At 35.8% G+C, this 20,754-nt stretch carries 21 protein-coding genes; 1 reads left to right on the forward strand and 20 read right to left on the reverse strand.

Going from position 1 to position 20,754, the window contains the following annotated elements:
- The 15 genes from ESZ54_RS06780 to ESZ54_RS06850 form a co-directional block, all read right to left on the reverse strand.
- Positions 1-267, reverse strand: a 267-nt coding sequence (locus ESZ54_RS06780; RefSeq protein WP_204249520.1) for a hypothetical protein, incomplete at its 3' end; no start/stop codon positions are given.
- 14 nt (positions 268-281) lie between these two features.
- A complete protein-coding gene (locus ESZ54_RS06785) occupies positions 282-941 on the reverse strand; it encodes a thiamine diphosphokinase (protein ID WP_136136914.1) in 660 nt (219 codons plus the stop codon).
- Entirely contained in the window at positions 934-1,593 is a 660-nt protein-coding gene (gene rpe / locus ESZ54_RS06790) for a ribulose-phosphate 3-epimerase (RefSeq protein WP_136136915.1), read from the reverse strand. Before rpe ends, ESZ54_RS06785 begins: the two co-directional genes overlap by 8 nt.
- Before the next feature lie 10 nt (positions 1,594-1,603).
- Positions 1,604-2,488: a ribosome small subunit-dependent GTPase A gene (rsgA, locus tag ESZ54_RS06795; RefSeq protein WP_136136916.1), complete on the reverse strand. Its 885-nt coding sequence runs from the start codon at positions 2,486-2,488 to the stop codon at positions 1,604-1,606.
- A gap of 156 nt (positions 2,489-2,644) precedes the next feature.
- Positions 2,645-4,492, reverse strand: coding sequence for a Stk1 family PASTA domain-containing Ser/Thr kinase (gene pknB / locus ESZ54_RS06800; protein WP_136136917.1), 1,848 nt, complete (start codon positions 4,490-4,492; stop codon positions 2,645-2,647).
- Positions 4,473-5,243, reverse strand: a complete 771-nt coding sequence (locus ESZ54_RS06805; protein ID WP_136136918.1) for a Stp1/IreP family PP2C-type Ser/Thr phosphatase — start codon at positions 5,241-5,243, stop codon at positions 4,473-4,475. The genes pknB and ESZ54_RS06805 overlap by 20 nt, the downstream gene beginning before the upstream one ends.
- A gap of 21 nt (positions 5,244-5,264) precedes the next feature.
- Positions 5,265-6,629 (reverse strand): 16S rRNA (cytosine(967)-C(5))-methyltransferase RsmB, encoded by a 1,365-nt coding sequence (rsmB, locus tag ESZ54_RS06810; RefSeq protein WP_162615129.1) that lies wholly within the window; start codon positions 6,627-6,629, stop codon positions 5,265-5,267.
- A gap of 16 nt (positions 6,630-6,645) precedes the next feature.
- Positions 6,646-7,587: a methionyl-tRNA formyltransferase gene (gene fmt / locus ESZ54_RS06815; protein WP_136136919.1), complete on the reverse strand. Its 942-nt coding sequence runs from the start codon at positions 7,585-7,587 to the stop codon at positions 6,646-6,648.
- 1 nt (position 7,588) lies between these two features.
- Positions 7,589-8,074 carry a peptide deformylase gene (gene def, locus ESZ54_RS06820; RefSeq protein WP_136136920.1) on the reverse strand — a complete coding sequence of 162 codons (486 nt, stop codon included), beginning with the start codon at positions 8,072-8,074 and terminating at the stop codon, positions 7,589-7,591.
- 14 nt (positions 8,075-8,088) lie between these two features.
- Positions 8,089-10,509: a primosomal protein N' gene (gene priA, locus ESZ54_RS06825; protein ID WP_136136921.1), complete on the reverse strand. Its 2,421-nt coding sequence runs from the start codon at positions 10,507-10,509 to the stop codon at positions 8,089-8,091.
- Positions 10,510-10,636: 127 nt separating this feature from the next.
- Positions 10,637-10,945 (reverse strand): DNA-directed RNA polymerase subunit omega, encoded by a 309-nt coding sequence (gene rpoZ / locus ESZ54_RS06830; protein WP_136136922.1) that lies wholly within the window; start codon positions 10,943-10,945, stop codon positions 10,637-10,639.
- Between the two features lie 2 nt (positions 10,946-10,947).
- On the reverse strand, positions 10,948-11,562 hold the full coding sequence (gmk, locus tag ESZ54_RS06835) for a guanylate kinase (RefSeq protein ID WP_136136923.1): 615 nt from the start codon (positions 11,560-11,562) through the stop codon (positions 10,948-10,950).
- A gap of 113 nt (positions 11,563-11,675) precedes the next feature.
- Complete coding sequence (locus tag ESZ54_RS06840) at positions 11,676-12,560, reverse strand: YicC/YloC family endoribonuclease (protein WP_136136924.1); 885 nt, start codon at positions 12,558-12,560, stop codon at positions 11,676-11,678.
- A gap of 16 nt (positions 12,561-12,576) precedes the next feature.
- Positions 12,577-12,795 carry a YdbC family protein gene (locus ESZ54_RS06845; RefSeq protein ID WP_136136925.1) on the reverse strand — a complete coding sequence of 73 codons (219 nt, stop codon included), beginning with the start codon at positions 12,793-12,795 and terminating at the stop codon, positions 12,577-12,579.
- A complete protein-coding gene (locus tag ESZ54_RS06850; protein ID WP_162615123.1) occupies positions 12,785-14,500 on the reverse strand; it encodes a patatin-like phospholipase family protein in 1,716 nt (571 codons plus the stop codon). Before ESZ54_RS06850 ends, ESZ54_RS06845 begins: the two co-directional genes overlap by 11 nt.
- A gap of 98 nt (positions 14,501-14,598) precedes the next feature.
- On the opposite strand from ESZ54_RS06850, the gene ESZ54_RS06855 reads away from it, so the two are divergent.
- Positions 14,599-14,994: a hypothetical protein gene (locus tag ESZ54_RS06855; RefSeq protein WP_136136927.1), complete on the forward strand. Its 396-nt coding sequence runs from the start codon at positions 14,599-14,601 to the stop codon at positions 14,992-14,994.
- Positions 14,995-15,099: 105 nt separating this feature from the next.
- Here the strand turns inward: ESZ54_RS06855 and acpS are convergent, their stop codons facing one another.
- The 5 genes from acpS to ESZ54_RS06880 all read right to left on the reverse strand — a co-directional run bounded on the left by acpS (position 15,100) and on the right by ESZ54_RS06880 (position 20,661).
- Entirely contained in the window at positions 15,100-15,459 is a 360-nt protein-coding gene (gene acpS / locus ESZ54_RS06860; RefSeq protein ID WP_136137012.1) for a holo-ACP synthase, read from the reverse strand.
- A 129-nt stretch (positions 15,460-15,588) separates the two neighbouring features.
- Positions 15,589-16,290: a deoxynucleoside kinase gene (locus ESZ54_RS06865; RefSeq protein ID WP_136136928.1), complete on the reverse strand. Its 702-nt coding sequence runs from the start codon at positions 16,288-16,290 to the stop codon at positions 15,589-15,591.
- 190 nt (positions 16,291-16,480) lie between these two features.
- Positions 16,481-18,034 (reverse strand): degradosome RNA helicase CshA, encoded by a 1,554-nt coding sequence (gene cshA, locus ESZ54_RS06870; RefSeq protein ID WP_136136929.1) that lies wholly within the window; start codon positions 18,032-18,034, stop codon positions 16,481-16,483.
- Positions 18,035-18,138: 104 nt separating this feature from the next.
- A complete protein-coding gene (locus ESZ54_RS06875) occupies positions 18,139-19,503 on the reverse strand; it encodes a UDP-N-acetylmuramoyl-tripeptide--D-alanyl-D-alanine ligase (RefSeq protein ID WP_136136930.1) in 1,365 nt (454 codons plus the stop codon).
- 114 nt (positions 19,504-19,617) lie between these two features.
- A complete protein-coding gene (locus ESZ54_RS06880; RefSeq protein ID WP_136136931.1) occupies positions 19,618-20,661 on the reverse strand; it encodes a D-alanine--D-alanine ligase in 1,044 nt (347 codons plus the stop codon).
- Positions 20,662-20,754: the final 93 nt, after the last annotated feature.

Consider the following 20,754-nt stretch of genomic DNA (forward strand, 5'->3'; position numbering starts at 1 on the left):
AGGTTCATCTTTTTTTATAATCGCAATATATTTTTCGTCTTGAATGTCCTCTGCTGCTGACTCTTTCTTTTCTATTTCCGTTTTTGTTTCTACTTTTTCAGTTGTATTTTCAGTTTCCACTATTTTTGTTTCTGAGCTTGTGGTTGTTTCCTCACTAGGCATACTGGTATCAGTAGAATTTACTTCCTCTGCATATACAAGAGGCGTACTAATTAAAGGCGCTACTAAACAAAGACTCAAATATCCTATTAAAAATTTTCTTTTCATCGTATTTTACTCTCCTAATCATCTTTCGACTGAATCACACAAAGTTCCCCTGTTTCAAATGAAAATCGAGTTGTTTCCCCAATAAACTCATTACTAGCCCACGACATTGGTAATGCCGTTTGATACTTATCTAGTTGATATTTCGCATCATACAATGATAACCCCGTCACTGCTGTTAAACATACAAATGCTAAATACTTTTTGTCTGGTTCCTTCACAATTGTATAGGTTCCTGGTTCAAAATAACGAATACTATTTTGTCTATCTTTAAGAACAATTCTAGATTTAAAAAGCTGTAGTTGATCACGAAACGGCAACCACAAATTAGCCAGAAAATGATCCATTCTTCCGCCGGTTACACCTATCAAAAGATATTCTTCCGCTTTCGGAAAAGTTTCCACTGCTTTTAAAAGGCCTAATTCTGTATCAGTGGCATTTTTTTCGGCTGGAAAAGGTTCCAGTTTACCAATTTGATCAGCAATATGTTTTTTTTCAATTTCATCAACTGAATCAAAATCACCTACTCCAAAAGTAAATTTGATTCCGGCCTGCAGCCCATTCAAACACCCTCGATCCACTCCGACCCAAGCAACACTTGAATCATCTTGATACTCACTCAAATCAGGCCATAATTCAATCGGTCCTCCAGCAACGATGACAACTTTTTTAATCATTGATAGCTGCAGCTTTCACCTTAGCAATTCTTTCTGCAACATTATCCGAATTATAAACATATGATCCTGCAACCAATACATCAGCGCCAGCTGCAACACAAAGTTTGGCTGTTTGATCATCAACACCGCCGTCAATTTCGATTTCAAATGCATAATCATTCTTATTACGTAGCTCAACCAATTGTTCAACTTTATCTAAACAGCTGGTAATAAATTTTTGACCACCAAAGCCTGGATTTACAGTCATAATCAACACTAAATCAGCTAGTTCTAATACCGATTCAATGGCACTCACTGGCGTACCAGGATTGATTACGATTCCTGCCTTAACACCTGCTTGTTTAATCATTTGCATCGCACGATGAATATGAGGTGTGCTTTCAGCATGGACTGTAATAATATCTGAACCTGCATCTGCAAAGTCTCCAATAAAACGTTCTGGATCAATCATCATTAAATGCACATCTAACGTTAAGTCTGTTACAGGACGAATCGCTGCAACCATACTTGGTCCAAATGTCACATTCGGTACGAATTGACCATCCATAACATCCACATGAATGTAATCAGCGCCATGTTTTTCTACTAACTTAATATCTCTTTCTAAATTTGCGAAATCCGCACTTAAAATTGAAGGTGCTACTTTTACCATTATCATTACCTCACTTGTTTTTTTTATATATTGGTTTACGATTTGTAATTTCATTTCTAAATTGAAGATAATCTTCATATCGTTCTTTTGATATTTCACCAGTTTCCACAAGATACTTCACTTCACAATGAGGCTCATTATGATGCTGACATTCTCTAAACTTACAATTAGTAGAAGCTGCAACAAATTCTGGAAACTGTTTAGGTAGTTCTTCGAGTGTCATCTCCAAAAAATCAATCGAACTGAATCCTGGTGTATCTGCCACTAAACCAGATGAAATATTCAATAGCTCAACATGTCTCGTCGTATGCTTACCACGACCTAAAGCATTTGAAATCTCACCAACCTTTAATTCTAAATCAGGAGAAAGCCGATTTAATAACGTTGATTTTCCTGCGCCCGATTGCCCCATAAATACGGTCAATTGATTAGCAAAATGTTTCAATAAGCCTGCATCTCCCTCAACATCAGAAAAATAAACTGGATATCCAATTTTTTCATAATAAGCACGAATTGTTTTCATTGCTTGTATTTCATCATCTGAAGCTAAATCTAATTTTGTAATATAAATGACTGGATCAATGCTTTTATATTCTAATGTAACTAAAAAACGATCTAGTAAATTCTGCGAAAAATCAGGCTCCACACAGCTTGTAACAACCACACCTACATCTATATTTGCTACCGCAGGACGCACTAATTCATTTTTTCGTTCCAAAATTTCAAGTACATAGCCATCTGTTAGATTTGTACTTTCAAATTCAACAAAATCACCTACTAAAGGTGTGATTTTACGATTTCTAAAATTACCTCGTGCTCTTGTTTGATAAACGTGACCATCATAAGCAATATAATAAAATCCACTTAATGCTTTTATAATTTGTCCTTGCGACATTTACTTCCTCCTTCACTTGTATAATAACTGTTCTAATTGTACCATATTTTTCGTTAAACCGACTTATCGATTAGAAAAGACTCGTCTTTAACTCAAAAAAAAGATAGTCATGAACAACCGAAATATTTTCGTTTGTTCTTAACTATCTCTGTCTCTTTATTTTCGACTTTCGCCATCATTCTTATTGTCTTGCGTTTTTGAATGTTGTGTTGAATCATCTGGACTTTCACTTGAGGTTGTCGTTTCAGATGTTTCTTCTGAAGGTGTTGAGCTAGAGCTCGAACTACTTGATGGTAACGTACTAGGGTCTTTTCCTGCAGACAATACTACAGTTACTTCGGCACCCTTCGCTACTTCTGAACCACCACTTGGAATCGTATAAATAACCTGTCCTGCTGGAACGTTATTATTGTATTCCGAACTTCCTTCACGATAAACTAAATTCACACTATCAAGATAACTCATAGCACGATTTCTTGAGTAACCATACATATTTTCTAAACGAAATGCCTTCGCACCTTTACTAACAATTAAAGTAACTTTTGTTTCTTCTGGAACTACTTTACGGCCAGACTTAGGTGTTTGCTTAATCACGCGATTCTCAGCTACACTATCGGAATTTTGTTTAACCATTTCGATATTTTCATCTTTAAAGCCTTTACTCAACAAATCATCTTTTGCATCTGTGACCTCTTCATCTGTGTAATCCTTCATTGAAATTGATTTTTCACCAGAACTCACATATATTTTAATACCACTCTTAGATTTCACTTTTGTGCCAATTGGAGGTGATGTTTTTACAACTTTACCTTTTTCAATTGTATCATCAGCAATTTCTTCAGTACCATTAACTTTTATTTTCTTTTCATTTAACACAAGTGTCGCTTCTTCAACTGTTTTTCCTTTGATGTCAGGAATTACAGCATCGCCTTTTCGCATCCCTAATGCAAAGAGTGAACCTGCAACCGCTAAAACTAAAAAGATTCCAATCGCAACAAATTTTTTCCATTTTTTACGAGGCTTCTTTTCTTCATAATCATCATCGTCATCATCATCAAAATCTGGTTGTTTTACAGCAGCTTGAACTGTTTCTGGCTGATAATCCTCTTCATTAATTGGTGTTAAACGAATCGTCTCATCCGTCATTACCGTTGGCTCAAATACTGGTTCATTCGCTCTTGCTGGATCTAAGACTGTTCTCAAATCAGCATACATCTCATCAATTGACTGATAGCGATCCGCTACTTCTTTAGCAGTTGCATGTAAAACAACATTTTCCAGAGCTTGCGGAATTTCGGGGTTGAATCGTCTGACAGATGGCATATCATTTTGGAAATGCTTCAAAGCAATTGATACTGCTGATTCACCCTCAAAAGGAACCGAGCCTGTTAATAATTCATATAGAATAATTCCTAATGCATAGATGTCAGATTGTCGTGTGGCCATCCCTCCACGGGCTTGTTCTGGCGATAAATAATGAACCGAGCCAAGCAAGGTATTAGTTTGTGTAATTGACGTTTCCGACAACGCAATCGCAATTCCAAAATCGGTAATTTTAGCTGTTCCGTCTTGATCAACTAAAATATTTTGCGGTTTCAAATCACGGTGAATGATTTGATGTTGATGGGCCACTGAAATTGCTGATAAAATTTGTTCCATCAAATCAACAACTGTTAATAAAGGAATTGGTGAATTATCACGAATATATTTCTTTAAATCAGTCCCTTTAACATATTCCATTACAATATACTGCATCCCATTTTCTTCACCAACATCATAAACACTTACAATATTTGGGTGGACCATTTCGGTCGCAGCTAAAGCTTCTCTTTGGAAGCGACGAATCGCATCTTGATCATCTTGGAAGTCAAACCGCAATACTTTAATGGCAACTTCACGATTTAAAATCAAGTCAAGCGCTAAATAAACATTGGCCATCCCACCGTTACCGATGTTTCCAATAATCTCATAGCGTTCGCCGATTTTATTTCCGATCACTATCATCAACTGTCTCCTCCTTTTTATGATTTTTTGGTTTCATTAACAAAACAGTAATATTGTCAGTTCCACCGGCATCATTTGCGTCATCAATCAATTGTGCAACTTTATCACTCAACGTTCTTTCTTGTTTAACAATGTCAAAAATATGTTTATCTGACAACATATTTGTTAAACCATCAGAACACAGTAAAACATAATCTTGTAAACTAAAATTAATAATAGACTGATCCGCTTTTACTTCCCCTGGTACGCCAACCGAACGAATCAAGATATTCTTCTTAGGATGCTTTTCAGCCATTTCTGAAGTTATTTCACCTGTTTTAACCAGCTCATTTACTAACGAATGATCATCTGTTAATTGTGTGATCTTATCTTCTTGAATTAAATAAGCGCGACTATCACCTATATGAGCAAGTAACATTCTTCCTTTCAATGGTACTGCTGCAACAAGTGTTGTGCCCATACCATACATATCTGGATTATTATTACCTTCTTCGTAAATAACGTCGTTTTCTTCTTGTATATTTTCGCTTAACCAATTAGATATTTCTCTCAAATCATCCAAAGATGTTTCTTGCCAAACTTCTCCGATTCCAGATACAGCAAGTTGACTCGCCCGATCACCCGCAAGGTGTCCACCCATTCCATCTGCAACGAGCGCCAAGGTGATTCCCATTTTATTTTTAAAAACACCGACAGTGTCTTGATTATTCTTTCGTTTTCTTCCAACATTTGTCTGAAACTCAATTTGCATTGGTTACACTCCCTTACACTTCTATTGAGGTTTTCTTCTTAGGCAACTGATAAAAAATCCATCTGTATGATAATGATGCGGATAAATCTGTAACATTTTATCTTGGTAACTTTTACTTAAATGAGTGACTCCTTTAATATCCATCAGTTCAAATTCAGGGTGTCTCTCTAAAAATAGACGCATCACTTCTTGGTTTTCTTCAGGCATAATTGTACATGTACTATACGCTATTATACCCCATTCTTTAACTTTTTTCGCAACACTTTCTAATATTTCTAGTTGAATTTTTTGTAAATTCATAAAATCTTCTGGTTTTTTCTGATATTTGATGTCTGGTTTCCGACGTAGTAAACCTAAACCAGAGCAAGGTGCATCAACCAAAATCCGATCAAAAGTTTCATCTGGATACACCTCATCAACTTTTCTAGCATCCAATGCTCGAGCCGTTACAACGTCTTCCACATGTAATCGACGTGCATTATCATTAATTAATTTAATCTTTTTATCATGAATATCCAATGCCACTACTTCGCCACCTTTTGAGGACTCTAAAAAAGTAGCAATATGGGTTGTTTTACCCCCTGGGGCTGCACAAGCATCAAGGACACGACTATCTGGTTTAATTTGCATACTTGGCGCTACTAACATGGAACTTTCATCTTGAATTGTCATTTGTCCCGCTTTAAAAAGCGATGTGCCTGCTAAAAATCCTTTATCAGCGACGACACCAAAACGCGACACTTCACTTGATACAACTTCAATACCTTCATCATTAATATCTGCCAAAGCTTTTTCAAGTGAGACAAAACGAGTATCAATACGACCACTCACCCTACTCGGAATTAAGAGTGAATGCCCCAGTGCTGAGGTTTCTTCGATCCCTATTTGTTGAACTAAGCGCTGAACTAACCATAACGGTAAACTTACTTCAATTGAAAGGCGTTCTTCTACGTCTTTAATCTCAGTAAGTTCTGGTACGCCAGTTCTTTGAATATTTCGTAGTACACCATTTACAAATTTACCAATCCCAGCATTACCTTTTGTTTTAGCAATCTCAACCGCATCATTTAAAATACTATAGGCTGGTACTTTATCCAGAAATTCAAGCTGATAGATTGATAGCAGCAATAACTCTTTAACCCACGCATCAATTTTTTTAGCATCTTTAATAAAAGGTGCTAAATAATACTCCAAGGTCAAACGACGACTGATTGTACCGTAGACGATTTCAGTCATCAAGCCTGCATCTTGCGAGCTTAAACGATGCTTTTTAATAGCATCTGCAACTAAAACATTAGAATAACCTTGTTGACTTGCAACTTTTATTAACAATTCCAATGCTACAAAACGAGGTGTTTGCTGAATTGTTTGTGGTTTGTTTTTCACTTTTTTATCTTTTTTCTTACCCAAGATGATCTCCTATTTCTAGATGTCGACCGACACCATTTAAGAATTCTGCAGCAGTCAATTTGCCTTTGCCAGCTGGTTGCAACTGCTTAATAGTCAAAACAGTACCCTCGCCGCAAGCAATTTTTAAATCTTTTTTATTTCGATCAGTAATCGTACCTGGAGTTGCTGTTGTCTTTTCTTCTGACACTGCAACCTCCCATAATTTCCAACGAACATCTGCACATTTTGTATAGGCAACAGGCCAAGGGCAAAGTCCACGAACTTTACAATGAATCTGAGTTGCCGTTTTTGACCAATCGATTTGTTCTTCTTCACGCGAAATAGTCGGCGAATAGGTCACTAATTCAGGATTCTGTGGAATTGACTCAATTTCACCAGCAATCAGTTTAGGCAATGTTTCAAGTAAAAGATCACGCCCCACAAGACTTAATTTTTCAAACATTGTCCCAACATTATCAGCATCTTCAATTTGAATGGCTTTTTGCGCTAAAATATCACCCGCATCCATCTCTTTGACCATTTCCATAATGGTCACGCCTGATTCTTGGTCACCATTCATAACAGCATAATGAACTGGTGCCCCACCACGATATTTCGGTAATAATGATGCGTGGACATTAATCGCACCCAATCGCGGAGCCTCTAATAAGGTTGTCGGTAAAAACTGGCCAAAGGCTGCTGTAACAATCAAGTCTGGTTCCAGCGCGATAATTTCCGCCATTTCACTAGAGCCTGCTATTTTTTCAGGTTGTAACACTGGTAAATTCAAGCGAACAGCAGCTTCTTTAACTGGTGGAGGTGTTAGTATTTTTTTACGGCCTACTGGTCGATCAGGTTGTGTGACCACAGCTAACACTTCGTAATTCGCACTCACTAAACTTTCTAAAATTGGAACTGAAAATGCTGGTGTTCCCATAAAAACAATTTTAATCATTTTATTCTTCCTCTCCTAGCCTTTCAAATTCTTCTTCACTTACTTGTTCAATGAATTTATCGGTAAAAATCAAACCATCTAAATGATCGATTTCATGTTGCATAATGCGAGCTAAATCATCCGTAACATCAACTTCTATTTCATAACCATCACGGTCAACATAGCGAACCGTCACCTCTGCCGCTCTTTCTACGGTCCCATAAACACCTGGAAAACTTAAGCATCCTTCAACTTCTAGCGTTGTTGTCTTTGATTTAGAAATGATTTTTGGATTTAACATCTCAAAAAGGCCTGTTTCATCATCCATTTTAACAACTGCCATTCTGATTGATTCACCAAGCTGATTTGCTGCTAAGCCAACGCCATTCTCACTTTCCATAATGACTAGCATCTCATCAAGAAGTGATAAAACATCCTTAGATAAGCGTGTGACAGGCCGTGTTGGTATTGTTAAACATTCGTGAGGGTAATGAACTATTTTACGCATTTAAATCTCCATTTCTAAATAAAATTCTGTGGTTCTACATCGATCACGATTCGCATCCCTTTTTGAATTTCAGCTTGAGAAGCGACCATAAGATCATTTAACGCCTGTTCCAAGTTAGGCTCTTGACGATACTTTATCACAATTTGGTAAAAGTATCTTTTATTAACCCTAGCAATTGATTTTGGTGTTGGACCTAAAACAACTGCTTGCTCAGATAAACTTGTCTTTAATTTTTCAGCTATTTGATAGATTTTTTTTGCTGCAAGATATTCATCTTCATGACTCGCCACCACTTGAACGGTAAAATAATATGGTGGATAACCACTAAGATGACGTAGGGACATTTCTTTGCGATAGAAAGTTTCATAGTCTTGATCTTGAACCAGTTGAATTGCATAATGATCTGGATTAAAAGTTTGAATCACTACTTCTCCTGGCTTATCTCCACGACCAGACCGGCCACTAACTTGTGTTAATAGTTGAAACGTTCGCTCACTCGATCTAAAGTCAGGCAAATTAAGTGCCGTATCAGCATTCAAGACACCTACTAATGTCACATTAGGAAAATCTAATCCTTTGGCAATCATTTGTGTTCCCAATAATATATCTGCTTCGTGATTTTCAAAGCGACGCAACAGTGCTTGATGACTCCCCTTTTTACGTGTTGTATCAACATCCATTCGAATAATGCGCGCATCTGGTAACAGTTCTTGTAGTTCTGTTTCTACTTTTTGCGTACCTGTACCATAATAGCGAATTTTATCGCTATGACAACTCGGACATTGGTAAGGTATTCTTTCTTCATGGCCACAGTAATGACATTTCATTGTTTTCGTATCCATATGCAAAGTCAATGAAATATCACAGTTCGGACAAGGTAGGACAAAGCCACAATCACGACACATAATAAAAGAAGAAAAGCCGCGACGATTTAACATTAGAACAGCTTGTTCTCCCAATGCTAAACGCTCGGTTAATTTTTGAATTAATTCAGTTGAAAAACTATTTTTCGTCTGCGCAATTGCTTTACGCATATCTACTATTTCGACTTTAGGCAATACAGCATCTGCTACCGCACGTTTGGTTAACGGCAATAACTGATAAACATTCTTTTGTGCGCGCGCTCTTGATTCCAAAGATGGCGTGGCACTTCCCAAAATAACTGGGCAGTGGTGATATTGGCTCCGCCAAATTGCAACATCACGTGCATGATAACGTGGCGTTTCATCTTGTTTATAACTTGATTCATGCTCTTCATCCACAATAAGTAAACCAATATTTTCTAAAGGTGCAAAGACTGCAGACCTTGCTCCCACAACGACACGAGCTTCATTACGTTCGATTTTACGCCACTCGTCATATCGTTCTCCTTCAGATAGACCACTATGTAGAACAGCAACATCGGCACCAAAACGCTTTTTAAAACGGGTCACTGTTTGTGGTGTTAATGAAATTTCAGGCACTAACATTATAGCTGTTTTACCTTTGTTTAAAACATGCGAAATTGCTTGAAGATACACTTCTGTTTTACCACTTCCGGTTACACCCTCTAACAGAAAAGTTGTGGCCGCATTTTCGTCTTGCGCTTTAATCACTTCGGCTAAAGCTTTGTCTTGTTCATCATTCAAGTCCAAAGGTGTATCCTGTTTAAAACTCTGAAAAGCATAAGGATCACGATAAACTTCTCGTTCTTCAATACTTAGCCAACCCGCTTTTTCTGCACTTGTAATTGCTGCTCGTGACAAATCATGTTCCTGCATTAACTCTAATAAGGATATTTCACTATCTTCTGCAAACTCCATTAAAAAAGCACAGAGTTTTTGTTGCTGTTTTGCATTTGCTCGGATACTTTTAGCTACTTCTCGTAGTTCCATTGTCGTCATTTTTTTCTTAATTACTTTTTTTGTTTTGATTTTATTCTTTGTTAAAACTTCATAACGCAAGTCGATTTTTTCTTCTGCTCGAAGTGATAACAGTTTAGATAATGGAATAGACTCAAGTGCTTCATCCCACTCAATTTCAGCTAACCCTTTAAACAGTTGCTCATCAATATCTGGTTCAATTTCAGCAGTTTTAACAATCCATTTTTTATAGGACGAACGCATCACACTAGGTAGCATCGTTTGCAAACAAGTAATCTTAAAAGAATACGTTTTTTGCGCCATTTCATCCGCTAATAAAAGTAATTCTTCATTCAATACTGGCTTCAAATCTAAAATATTCGTAATTGCTTTTAACGAATCAGTTACACGAGGTGCTTCCGTTACAATATTGGTGATAAATCCTTGAATATGTCGATTTCCATTACCAAATGGAACCTCAACACGCATACCTACAGAAACAACCTGCCTAAACTCTTCTGGAATGAGATAAGTAAATGGTTGATTGGTCTGCATTGCTGGTACATCTACGATAATTTCAGCAAATTTATCCACTAACGTCACACCCTTTCTTCTGACCTATTGTATCAAAAAGTTTAATCTAAAAAAAGACTTCTCAACTTTTCATACTAGAACAAACAAACAGGGCTTAGAGAAATTTTCTTTTGGCCCTGTTTGATTCTTAGATTCGGTTGTCTTTTGTAATTCTTGATTCTAGCTCTTGATGTTCACGACGTTTCATTGCTTTTCTTTCTTCTTCTTGAAGTCTAAGTAATTCACGTTTTAATTCTGGATTTGGATCAATCACAACATCACCTGCTGCGATCTCTTCTAATGCTTTACCAACATTTTTAACTGATACAAATTTATCTGATTCAATCATTGGTTGTGCACCTAATTCCAATTCGTGTGCTCTCTTACTTGATAAAATTACAAGAGAATATTTTGAGTCTACTTGTTCTAATAATAAATCAATTGATGGGTATAACATATTTAAAACTCCTTCAACATTTTTTTATAGCGATCGATGACACGAGGAACACGACAATGTTCACTCGCAATAATTCTTTGAATTCTTTCGACAGCTTTTGACACTTCGTCATTGACGACGGCATAATCATAATGGCTCATCATTTCCACTTCTTCGCGTGCAACTTGCATACGCTCATTGATGACAGACATTTCATCTGTTCCGCGATTCACAATTCTAGATTTCAATTCTGAGAAATCAGGTGGCGTTAGGAAAATAAAAACACCGTCAGGCATTTTTTCTCGAACTTTCAGTGCGCCTTGAACTTCAATCTCTAAAAAGACATCTTTTCCTTCATCTAAAGTTTTATTCACATAATCAAGTGGTGTACCGTAATAATTACCGACATACTCCGCATACTCTAACATTTTACCACTTGCAATTCTTTCTTCGAATTCTTCACGTGAACGGAAAAAATAATCTACACCGTCTTCTTCACCTTTTCTCATTTGACGTGTCGTCATTGAGATTGAGTATTCATAATCTGAACCTTCACTTTCAAATAAAGCTTTTCGAACAGTACCTTTCCCAACACCGGACGGACCTGATAAAACAATTAATAACCCTCGTTCTGACATGGTGTCTTCCTTCCTCTTATAAAATTCTTGTTTTAACTACTATAATGCACCGTTGGGCGTCATTTTGCAAGCTCATTAAAGAAAAAAATATCCGGTCACGTTTTCATTTATTACTATTCTATGTTCTGAATTTGCTCACGCATCTTCTCAATTATGCTTTTCAACGCTAAAACATGTTCTTTAATTGAAATTAAACTAGTCTTAGAACCAATCGTATTCACTTCGCGGTTCATTTCTTGGATTAGGAAATCCATATTTTTACCAATCGGTTCCGTTGATTGGACTAATTCTAATCCTTTTTCAAAATGAATGCCCAAACGATCGGTTTCCTCACTAATATCTCCTTTTTCTAATAATAAAGCAATCTCGGTAAAGATTCGCTCTTCGTGAACCGAATCACCTAAAACTTGTGTCACTTTTTCAAATAATTTAGTTTGAAATTCTTGTTCAGTTTCTTTTTGATCTGCTTCAATTGCTTTAAGGTGTACTATTGCCTCATTAATGTAATTCGTTAGCACGTTTTGCACACTTTCACCTTCCGCTAATCGACTCGCATCAAGTGCTAAAAGAGCTTCTTGAAAAGTTACTTTTAAATCTTCTGCTAATTCATCAACAGCAATTTCATCCTCAACAATTTCAAAAAGTGTATCTTGCAAAATAGCACTATTTAAGATTTTTTTTGCAGAGAACGCTTGACCTTTATAACGTGTTTTTTCTGCTTCTGTTAACTGTTCAACTAGCTGATCTAGCAGTGACCAGTTAATTTTAAGAACCTGACTGTCAGCTTCTTCTTTATTAATCGTAACAAAACAGTCAACTCTACCACGAACTAATACTTCTTTGATTTGTTTTTTTAATGCCAACTCCAAGCTGTTTAATTCTCTAGGCATTCTTAAAGCAATATCTAAAAAACGATGATTCACAGATTTCATTTCAACCGCGATATCATACTGATGATGATTAGCTACTGCCTTTCCGTATCCTGTCATACTTTTCATTTTTTTCGCTCACTTTCTACATTTGATTGATTATTTCTTTTAGTTGGGCAAATTCTTCATTGGAAAGTGTAATACCTTTGCCCATTTTTTCATGATTTGGTGCCCAATCACGTAAATCAAATTTCGCAGGACGATCATTCCAACTTACTAAGTTTAGTTCCTTACGCCATCCTTTATCATTTTCTGATAAAACACCTATTTCTTGCATAATTTCAAAACTAAAGCTACTTGCCATCTTCTTTTTGACCTCTTTCTATATAAATTAAAAATAATGCTTCCATACTTACTCTTAATGAAAAAATCATCCGATTTTTAACTTCTTTCGGTTGCGTAAAACCGTATTCTTTAAAATAAAGATAAAATGACCAGATATCCATTTGCGATGCTTTCAAAGAGGCGTCCTCTAAATAGTGATCCATCCATTCACCAACTGACAATAAATGTTGTGGCTGAAATTCATTCACATCACCGAAATGGGCACTGATCAGCTGACTAAGAGATTTCACTGTATAAACTTGAGTCGGCTCTATTTTGCAATGTCTTGCCAGTGATTCGAGTAAAAACAAACTAGCTGTTTCTAAGCTCATGCCACGTTTCTCTAAATCATCTTGAATAATATTTTGGAAAGTATCTGCATCCAATTCTATATCCTTGAGATTGCGCAACAATTCATCGATAAAACCCAAACTCAATTGCGCAATTTCTTTTTTAAAACCAGTTTTTTCAAAACTATAGTAGCGACCTGATAACTGATGCAATTCTTTTTTGGTTTCCAAATAACCTAACTTCATATTCCATTTAGCACGCTTTGGTTCAAATAACAGTACACTACCCAAACTCCATAAACTTTTTTGATAGACAATACTCAAATCATTCGGTGGCGTACTTCGTTTTGTCATTCCAGGACCACTCACATCGATGACAAACAAATCCGTTAAACCTTGATTAAATAATGTATCTTGCGGTGTATTATTCCGATATCCACCATCAATATAATTTTCTTTATCAATTTCACAAAAAGCCATAGCCGGGTAAAACGAAGCAGATGCTTGTAACCATAAAGGTAAGCTTTCAACTGTTAAATTTTTTTTATTCATTACCGTTTCAGACATCGTATTAGCCTTTGTTGCGATAATATTAAAATCAATGGGGCTACTTAGCAACCTTTCTGCATCTAATTTTTGATGAATCATTTTTTGGAGTGGCGTTGTATCAATCCCTTTTGATTTAACAGCAAGAACTGCTAAATCATGCACGTTTTTCCACAATTCATCCATTCGAAACGTTTCAAACGGTTGCTCATCAGGAAATTTCAAAATATCTTTGGTTGTAATTGTTTGCCACATTTTTTCTGCAATTTCATAATCGCCTTGAACTACAAACCCACCATTTAATGCACCAACTGACGTTCCACTTACTTTTTCAATTGAAATATCACTTTCAATTAATGCTTTCCATGAACCAATTTGATAGGAACCTTTCGCACCACCACCACCAAATACTAATCCTGTATGGTAAGATAATTCTTTCTCAAAAGTCACATTTTCTACGTGTTCCACCTCATTGAAACCTTCTTTTAATAAGAGTGAAGTATCCAACAATAATGGTTTCGGCAAACTTAATTTTATTTTTTTACAGCGATATTGTCGGGCTAAAATACCAGTTTCATCAAAGAATTTACGCCAACTAAATTTTTTTGGCTTTGTGAAAAAATTTAATAACTCAAAGGTTTCTGCTATCATGACACCTTCAATTACAGCAACTAATTGTTTCTCATCCCATAAGCCATAAGTTATATGATCATCTTCATATTTTAACGAACGGGTTACAAAATTTTTCCACGCCTCCGTTACTGATAAATGAAAAGGAAGCCACATCGTAAATTGATCGAGTTCGATTTCTTTTCGTTTTAATTGCGTAACTGTTATTTTTTTCAGCATTCCTCTCACCTCAAAATTAATTTCTGTTTTATTCATTTGACTAGACTATGATGTATTCGTATAATACTAGATAGATAGATTATAAGGGGGTTAGACTCATGATAGATAAATTCTCAACGGATCCCAATGATACACCCGTTCAACAAAATAAATTTAAGCGCTTCTTATCTGAATCATCACAAAAATTTCTCGCAAGCTTTCTTGATGATGATTTAGCAAAAGATAAACGGAAACAGCAAATTTTCCAAACAATCAATCAAGCAATTGCGCAAAAAAGTATCGTTGTGATTCAATATAAAGATTCTGAATCTACCAAAACTAATGCAAAACATGAAACACTCGTTGGACGCCTCTATCAACATCCAAGTAACCCTGAGTCTTTAGTCGTGAAACTTAAAAAGAACAATCAAGTCAAAATGATTTCAGCCCAATACATCCAAAAAATATCTGTCGCATCCCATGGATTTTCTCGCGCTACATTAGCAAATAAGTAGCGATTCAAGAATTAGTCCAAGTACAAATCCCGTAATATGTTACAAAGAGTCAGACTTTCTAGTCTGGCTCTTTTTTTGTTTTATTAACACTTATAAATTTAGCTCTCAAACTAACTCCTCTAATAAAACCTGGGCTATCGCCATATCATCGGTATGACTAATTGACACATGAACTTGACCGTCAAAAGGACTCAGTGTCACGATTGGTCGTCCTGAATCATCTGTTAAAATTTCAACATTTTGAAGCGTGACTGATTTGCCAATCCCAGTGCCGAAAGCTTTTGAAAATGCTTCTTTGCACGCAAATCTCCCCGCTAAAAATTCAACTTGTCTTTTTGAGCCATGTTCTAAAAAAAGGGCATACTCGTTCTCAGTTAACACACGTTGAATAAACGCTGGCCGTTCATCAATAATTTGTCGCATACGCTTTAGTTCAACTAAATCCACACCAATTCCTTTAATCAATACCCTCACCCTTTCAATTTCCATTATACCAAAAAGGTGTGAGAAAAAGCGCTTTGAAATGAACATTAAGATAAAATTTGAAATGAAAAAAAAGTTGAAATTGATTGATTACCAATTTCAACTCTCTGATTAATTTAAAATACCTTTAGCCACATCATTTGTTGTTTGATAATTTGGCTCTTCTTCCAGTTTACCTAACTCTGCTAATTTTGTTTTTATTTGATTTAAAACTTCTTCAGCAGCTTCATCGTCATCAATGAAATCATAACGATCACCATCAATTTCTAATTTTGGACAAACATCAAATTCATCAAACCAAATTTCATAACGACGATTTAATTCTTTATAATAATCATAAAGTGTTGGGTCAAATTCAATCTGTTCATACGAACGATTTCTTTTTTTGATACGTGCTAGCATTGTTTCAAAAGAAACTTTAATATGAATCATCAAATCAGGACGTTTTTTAAATGATGAATACTCTAATTCCTCTAACATATTATCTAATAATTCATCATAGACACCTACTTCGATCTCTGAAGCACGACCTAAATCAGCATTTAAATGAAATAATAAACTATCTTCGTAAATCGAACGATCCAACACGTTATTTTGATGTGCCAATGCCTTTTTAATTGTCGCAAAACGACGATTCAGAAAATATATCTGCAACAAAAATGCATATTTTTTTGGATCTGAATAAAATAACGGCAGAACTTCATTATCCTCGACACTCTCGTAAAAAGCCGTTGTCCCTAATTCTTTGACCAACATCTCTGTTAACGAACTCTTTCCTGCACCAATTGTACCCGCTAAAACTATCACTGCCATCTACATCCCCTTCTTAATTTAATATAAAAATATCTTTAAAATTTAGAAATATCCGGATATCTCTAAATAAACAAACACAATATATAGCGTACTCATAAAATAATAATACATTATATAGTGCATTTCAAGTGATTTCTAATAAATAACCAAATAAAAAAAGTAGAGTTCGAAAACTCTACTTTCTAATTAATTAATTTGTTGTATCACGAATTACAAAGCCACGGCTTTTATTTTTAGTCGCTGGTTTACTTTGACTTTGATTGTTACCACGATTATCTTTTGGTTTGTTGTTACGTTTGTTACGGTTATCGCGATTGTTTCGTTTATCACGATCCCAATTACGATTGTCGCGACCACGATTATTACGTCCGCGATTATTACCGCCACCACGGCCACCACGATTACCACCGCCACCTTTACGAGAAGGTAATGGACGTTCTGGTGTGATTTTAACTGGAACTTCAGCTTCACTGTCTTTTGAAACTTGTTTCAATAACAACGCTGCAATATCTTCAGCAGAGAAATCTTCTAAAAGATCACTTGCTGCTGCTTGATAACGGTCTAAACCATTTTCAGATAATAAATCTTTAATATTTTCAAGCGCAATTCCGATTTGACCATCAAATGCTTCTTTTTTAGAAGGTGGGCGTAATGGAGACATACGTTTTTTCGTTAATTCTTCAATAACGTGTAAGTATCCCATTTCGTTTGGTGTTACAAAAGTAACTGACATACCTTCTTTTCCAGCACGACCAGTACGACCGATACGGTGAACATAGCTTTCTGGATCTTGTGGAATATCATAGTTATAAACGTGACTCACACCTGAAATATCTAAGCCACGTGCTGCAACATCAGTCGCAACTAAAATATCTAATTCATTATTTTTGAATGCGCGTAAAACGCTCATACGTTTATGTTGAGGTAAATCACCATGAATTCCCTCAGCCTTGTAACCACGTAATTCTAAACCACGAGCTAATTCATCAACACGACGTTTAGTACGACCGAAGACGATTGTTAATTCAGGGTTTTGAACATCAAATAAACGTGTCATTACATCAAATTTTTCAAATTCTTTACAACGTACATAGTATTGATCAATTAAATTCGCTGTCATTTCTTTTGCTTTGATACGAATATGATCTGGATTTTTCATAAATTTAACGCCGATACGTTTAATACTATCTGGCATTGTTGCTGAGAAGAGTAAAGTTTGACGTTGTTCTGGAACTTTAGCAATGATACTTTCGATATCTTCTAAGAATCCCATATTTAACATTTCGTCTGCTTCATCTAGAACCAATGTTTCTACAGTTTCAAGTTTTAATGTACGACGTTTAATATGATCTAAAAGACGGCCAGGTGTTCCAACCACAATATGTGGTTTGTTTTTCAACGCACGGATTTGACGATTAATATCAGCACCACCATAAACCACTTGAACTTTAACCTTCTTTTCTTTTCCTAAACGGTAAAGTTCCTCTTGTGTTTGAATGGCTAACTCACGTGTCGGTGCAATAACTAATCCTTGAATGTTTTGGTTTGTTGGATCAATTTTTTGTAACATTGGCAGACCAAAAGCTGCTGTTTTACCAGTACCTGTTTGCGCTTGACCAATCACATCTTTGCCTTCTAAAGCTAATGGAATTGTTTCACTTTGAACTGGTGTTGCTTCTTCAAAACCGACATTTTCAATTGCTTTTAATATATCTGGGTTTAAGTTTAATTCACTAAATTTCAAATAATATCCTCCTAAAAATCTATAACTCAATTTGTTTCTGAAAACAGAGCATTCGTATCATACTATCACACTTTAATGCAATAAACAATTAATTACGTAGCAATTTATAAACTTAATAAATTCTCAACAAATTCATTTAACTTCATACCGTTACTACCTTTGAACAGAATCGCATCACCTGATTTCAATGTTTTTTCTAACCATTTTTTCAACATTTCACGTTCTGATTTATTAAAGTATACAATTTTTTCCTGGTAAATCGGGGCGATTTTTTCATATAAAGCTTTCATCTCTTCACCATATAAACAAACCGTTTGAATTTTTTCTGGTAATAAGTGTGGGGCGATACTTTCATGTAATTCTTTCGATAAATCACCCAACTCTAACATGTCCCCTAAAACAACTACTCGATCACCAGAAACAGGGATTTCGCTAAAACTATCAACAACTAGGCGCATCGCTGTTGGATTAGCATTATAAACATCGCTCAGGATTGCAACATCATTTTCTGTTTTAAACCATTCTGTTCTGTTTTTTGTAAGTGAAAAATCAGCTAATGCAGCCTTCATTTCAGCAACAGGCACACTATATTTTGACCCGATTAAGATAGCAATTAATGCATTACTCACATTGTAAGTTCCGAGTACAGGAATTTCAAATTCAATTGTCTCACTTTTTGACGTTGTAAAAGCTGTCATAGCTTGAGTGGTTCTCGTAATTGTCGCAGTAATTGCCTCATTTCCCGTTGAACCAAACATTTGAATATCTTGCGTAACCGAATCTAATAGAGGTCGAAGTAATGGTTCATCACTTGGGACAATTAACGTTCCGTCTGAAGCCAAACCTGAAGCAATCTCCATCTTTGCTTGTGCTATTTTAGCGCGTGTCCCGAAAAATTCAATATGTGATTCACCAATCATTGTGATCGCAGCCGTATCCGGTGTTGCGATTTCCGTTAAGGCTGCAATTTCGCCAGGACGATCCATTCCCATCTCTAAAACTAGCATCTCGGTATCCATCGGCATATGTAGAATTGTGACTGGCATGCCAATTTGATTATTAAAATTCCCTTGTGTTTTATAAGTTTTATAAGTCGTCGCCAAAACAGCTGCTGTCATGTCTTTAGTCGTCGTTTTGCCATTACTACCTGTAATCCCCACAACTTTTGGATTAACTCTATTTAAATACCAATGTGCCAGTTGTTGTAGTGCCAATAAGGTATCTTCAACAAGAATAAATGGTGTGCCATCTGACAATGGTTTTTCAGATAACGTTAAAACTGCTCCTGCTTCAAATGCATTATTGATAAAATCATGTCCATCGCGCGCGCCTTTTAACGGGACAAATAAACTTCCCGGACCCACATTACGCGTATCGAATTCCACACTTGTTACCATACTATCTTGTGGAAATGTAGTTTGGTTGATTGCACCCACTGCTTCTGCAATTTCTTGACTTGTTAATTTCATTCTAATCCTCCCAAATTTTAATAAAAATGAAAAATGAGGCTAACAACTCTAAAAAGTGTCAGCCTCAATAACTTTATCTCACGACTGACACTTTATAAGCTCACTCGTAACTCATTAAAATACTTTAATTTTTTGTTTCTTCTCATGACGTAATTTAGCTAATTGGATTAATTCTTCTAATAAATCACTATAGTTTAATCCCATATTTTGCCACAATAATGGATACATACTAAATTGCGTAAAGCCAGGCATTGTATTAATTTCATTCAAATATACATCTCCATTAGATGTTAAGAAGAAATCACATCGCGCTAAACCTGTTCCATCAACTGCAATAAACGATTTTTCAGCATAATATTGCATTTTTTCTTGTAGCTCTTCTGAGATATCAGCAGGAATTTTTAATTCTACTTGATTATCAATATATTTTGATTCATAAGTATAGAAAGCAACATCTTTGACGATTTCACCAGGTTCAGTTGTACGAATCTCATCGTTTCCTAAAACAGCTACTTCCAATTCACGTGTTTCAATTCCTTGTTCAACAACGACACGACGATCATAAAGGAACGCTTCCTCGATTGCAGCAACTAATTCTTCACGATTATTGGCTTTATTAATACCCACGCTAGAACCTAAGTTAGCCGGTTTAACAAACATTGGATAAATTAAAGTACCTTCACATTTACCATATACCTCTTCTTCTGAAGTTGTATAATCTTGTTTCGTAATTGCAACGTAAGGCAATTGCGGAATTCCCGCTTGTTGGAATAACTGTTTGGCAATAATTTTATCCATCGCACATGCACTTGCTAACACTCCCGCACCTACGTATGGCATATCAAGAACTTCAAATAAACCTTGAACTGTGCCATCTTCTCCATTTGGCCCATGTAAGACAGGGAAAATAATTGTATCTTTCTCTTTTAAGTCACTTGGCGCAATAGGTTGCGAATTTTTAATTGTTAAATGTAATTCACTTTCAGATTTTGGTGGTTCACGGAAAATTGGTCCTTTTAACCAGTTATTTTCTTTATCAATATAAATAGTTTGAACTTCATAATAGTTATAGTAAATTGCATTTAAAATTGAAAAAGCTGACAAGATTGAAACGTCATGCTCTGCGCTTTGTCCTCCGTAGATTAATGCTATTTTCATTTTAAGTCCTCCCGATTTTCAATAGGTATTCATTATACTTTATTTTTCAAAAAAATACTATGACGTCCTAAAAAAAACCACTGAGTAAGTGAT

Origin of the sequence: Vagococcus silagei (assembly GCF_004795745.1) — a bacterium.
Classification (GTDB): Bacteria; Bacillota; Bacilli; order Lactobacillales; family Vagococcaceae; genus Vagococcus; species Vagococcus silagei.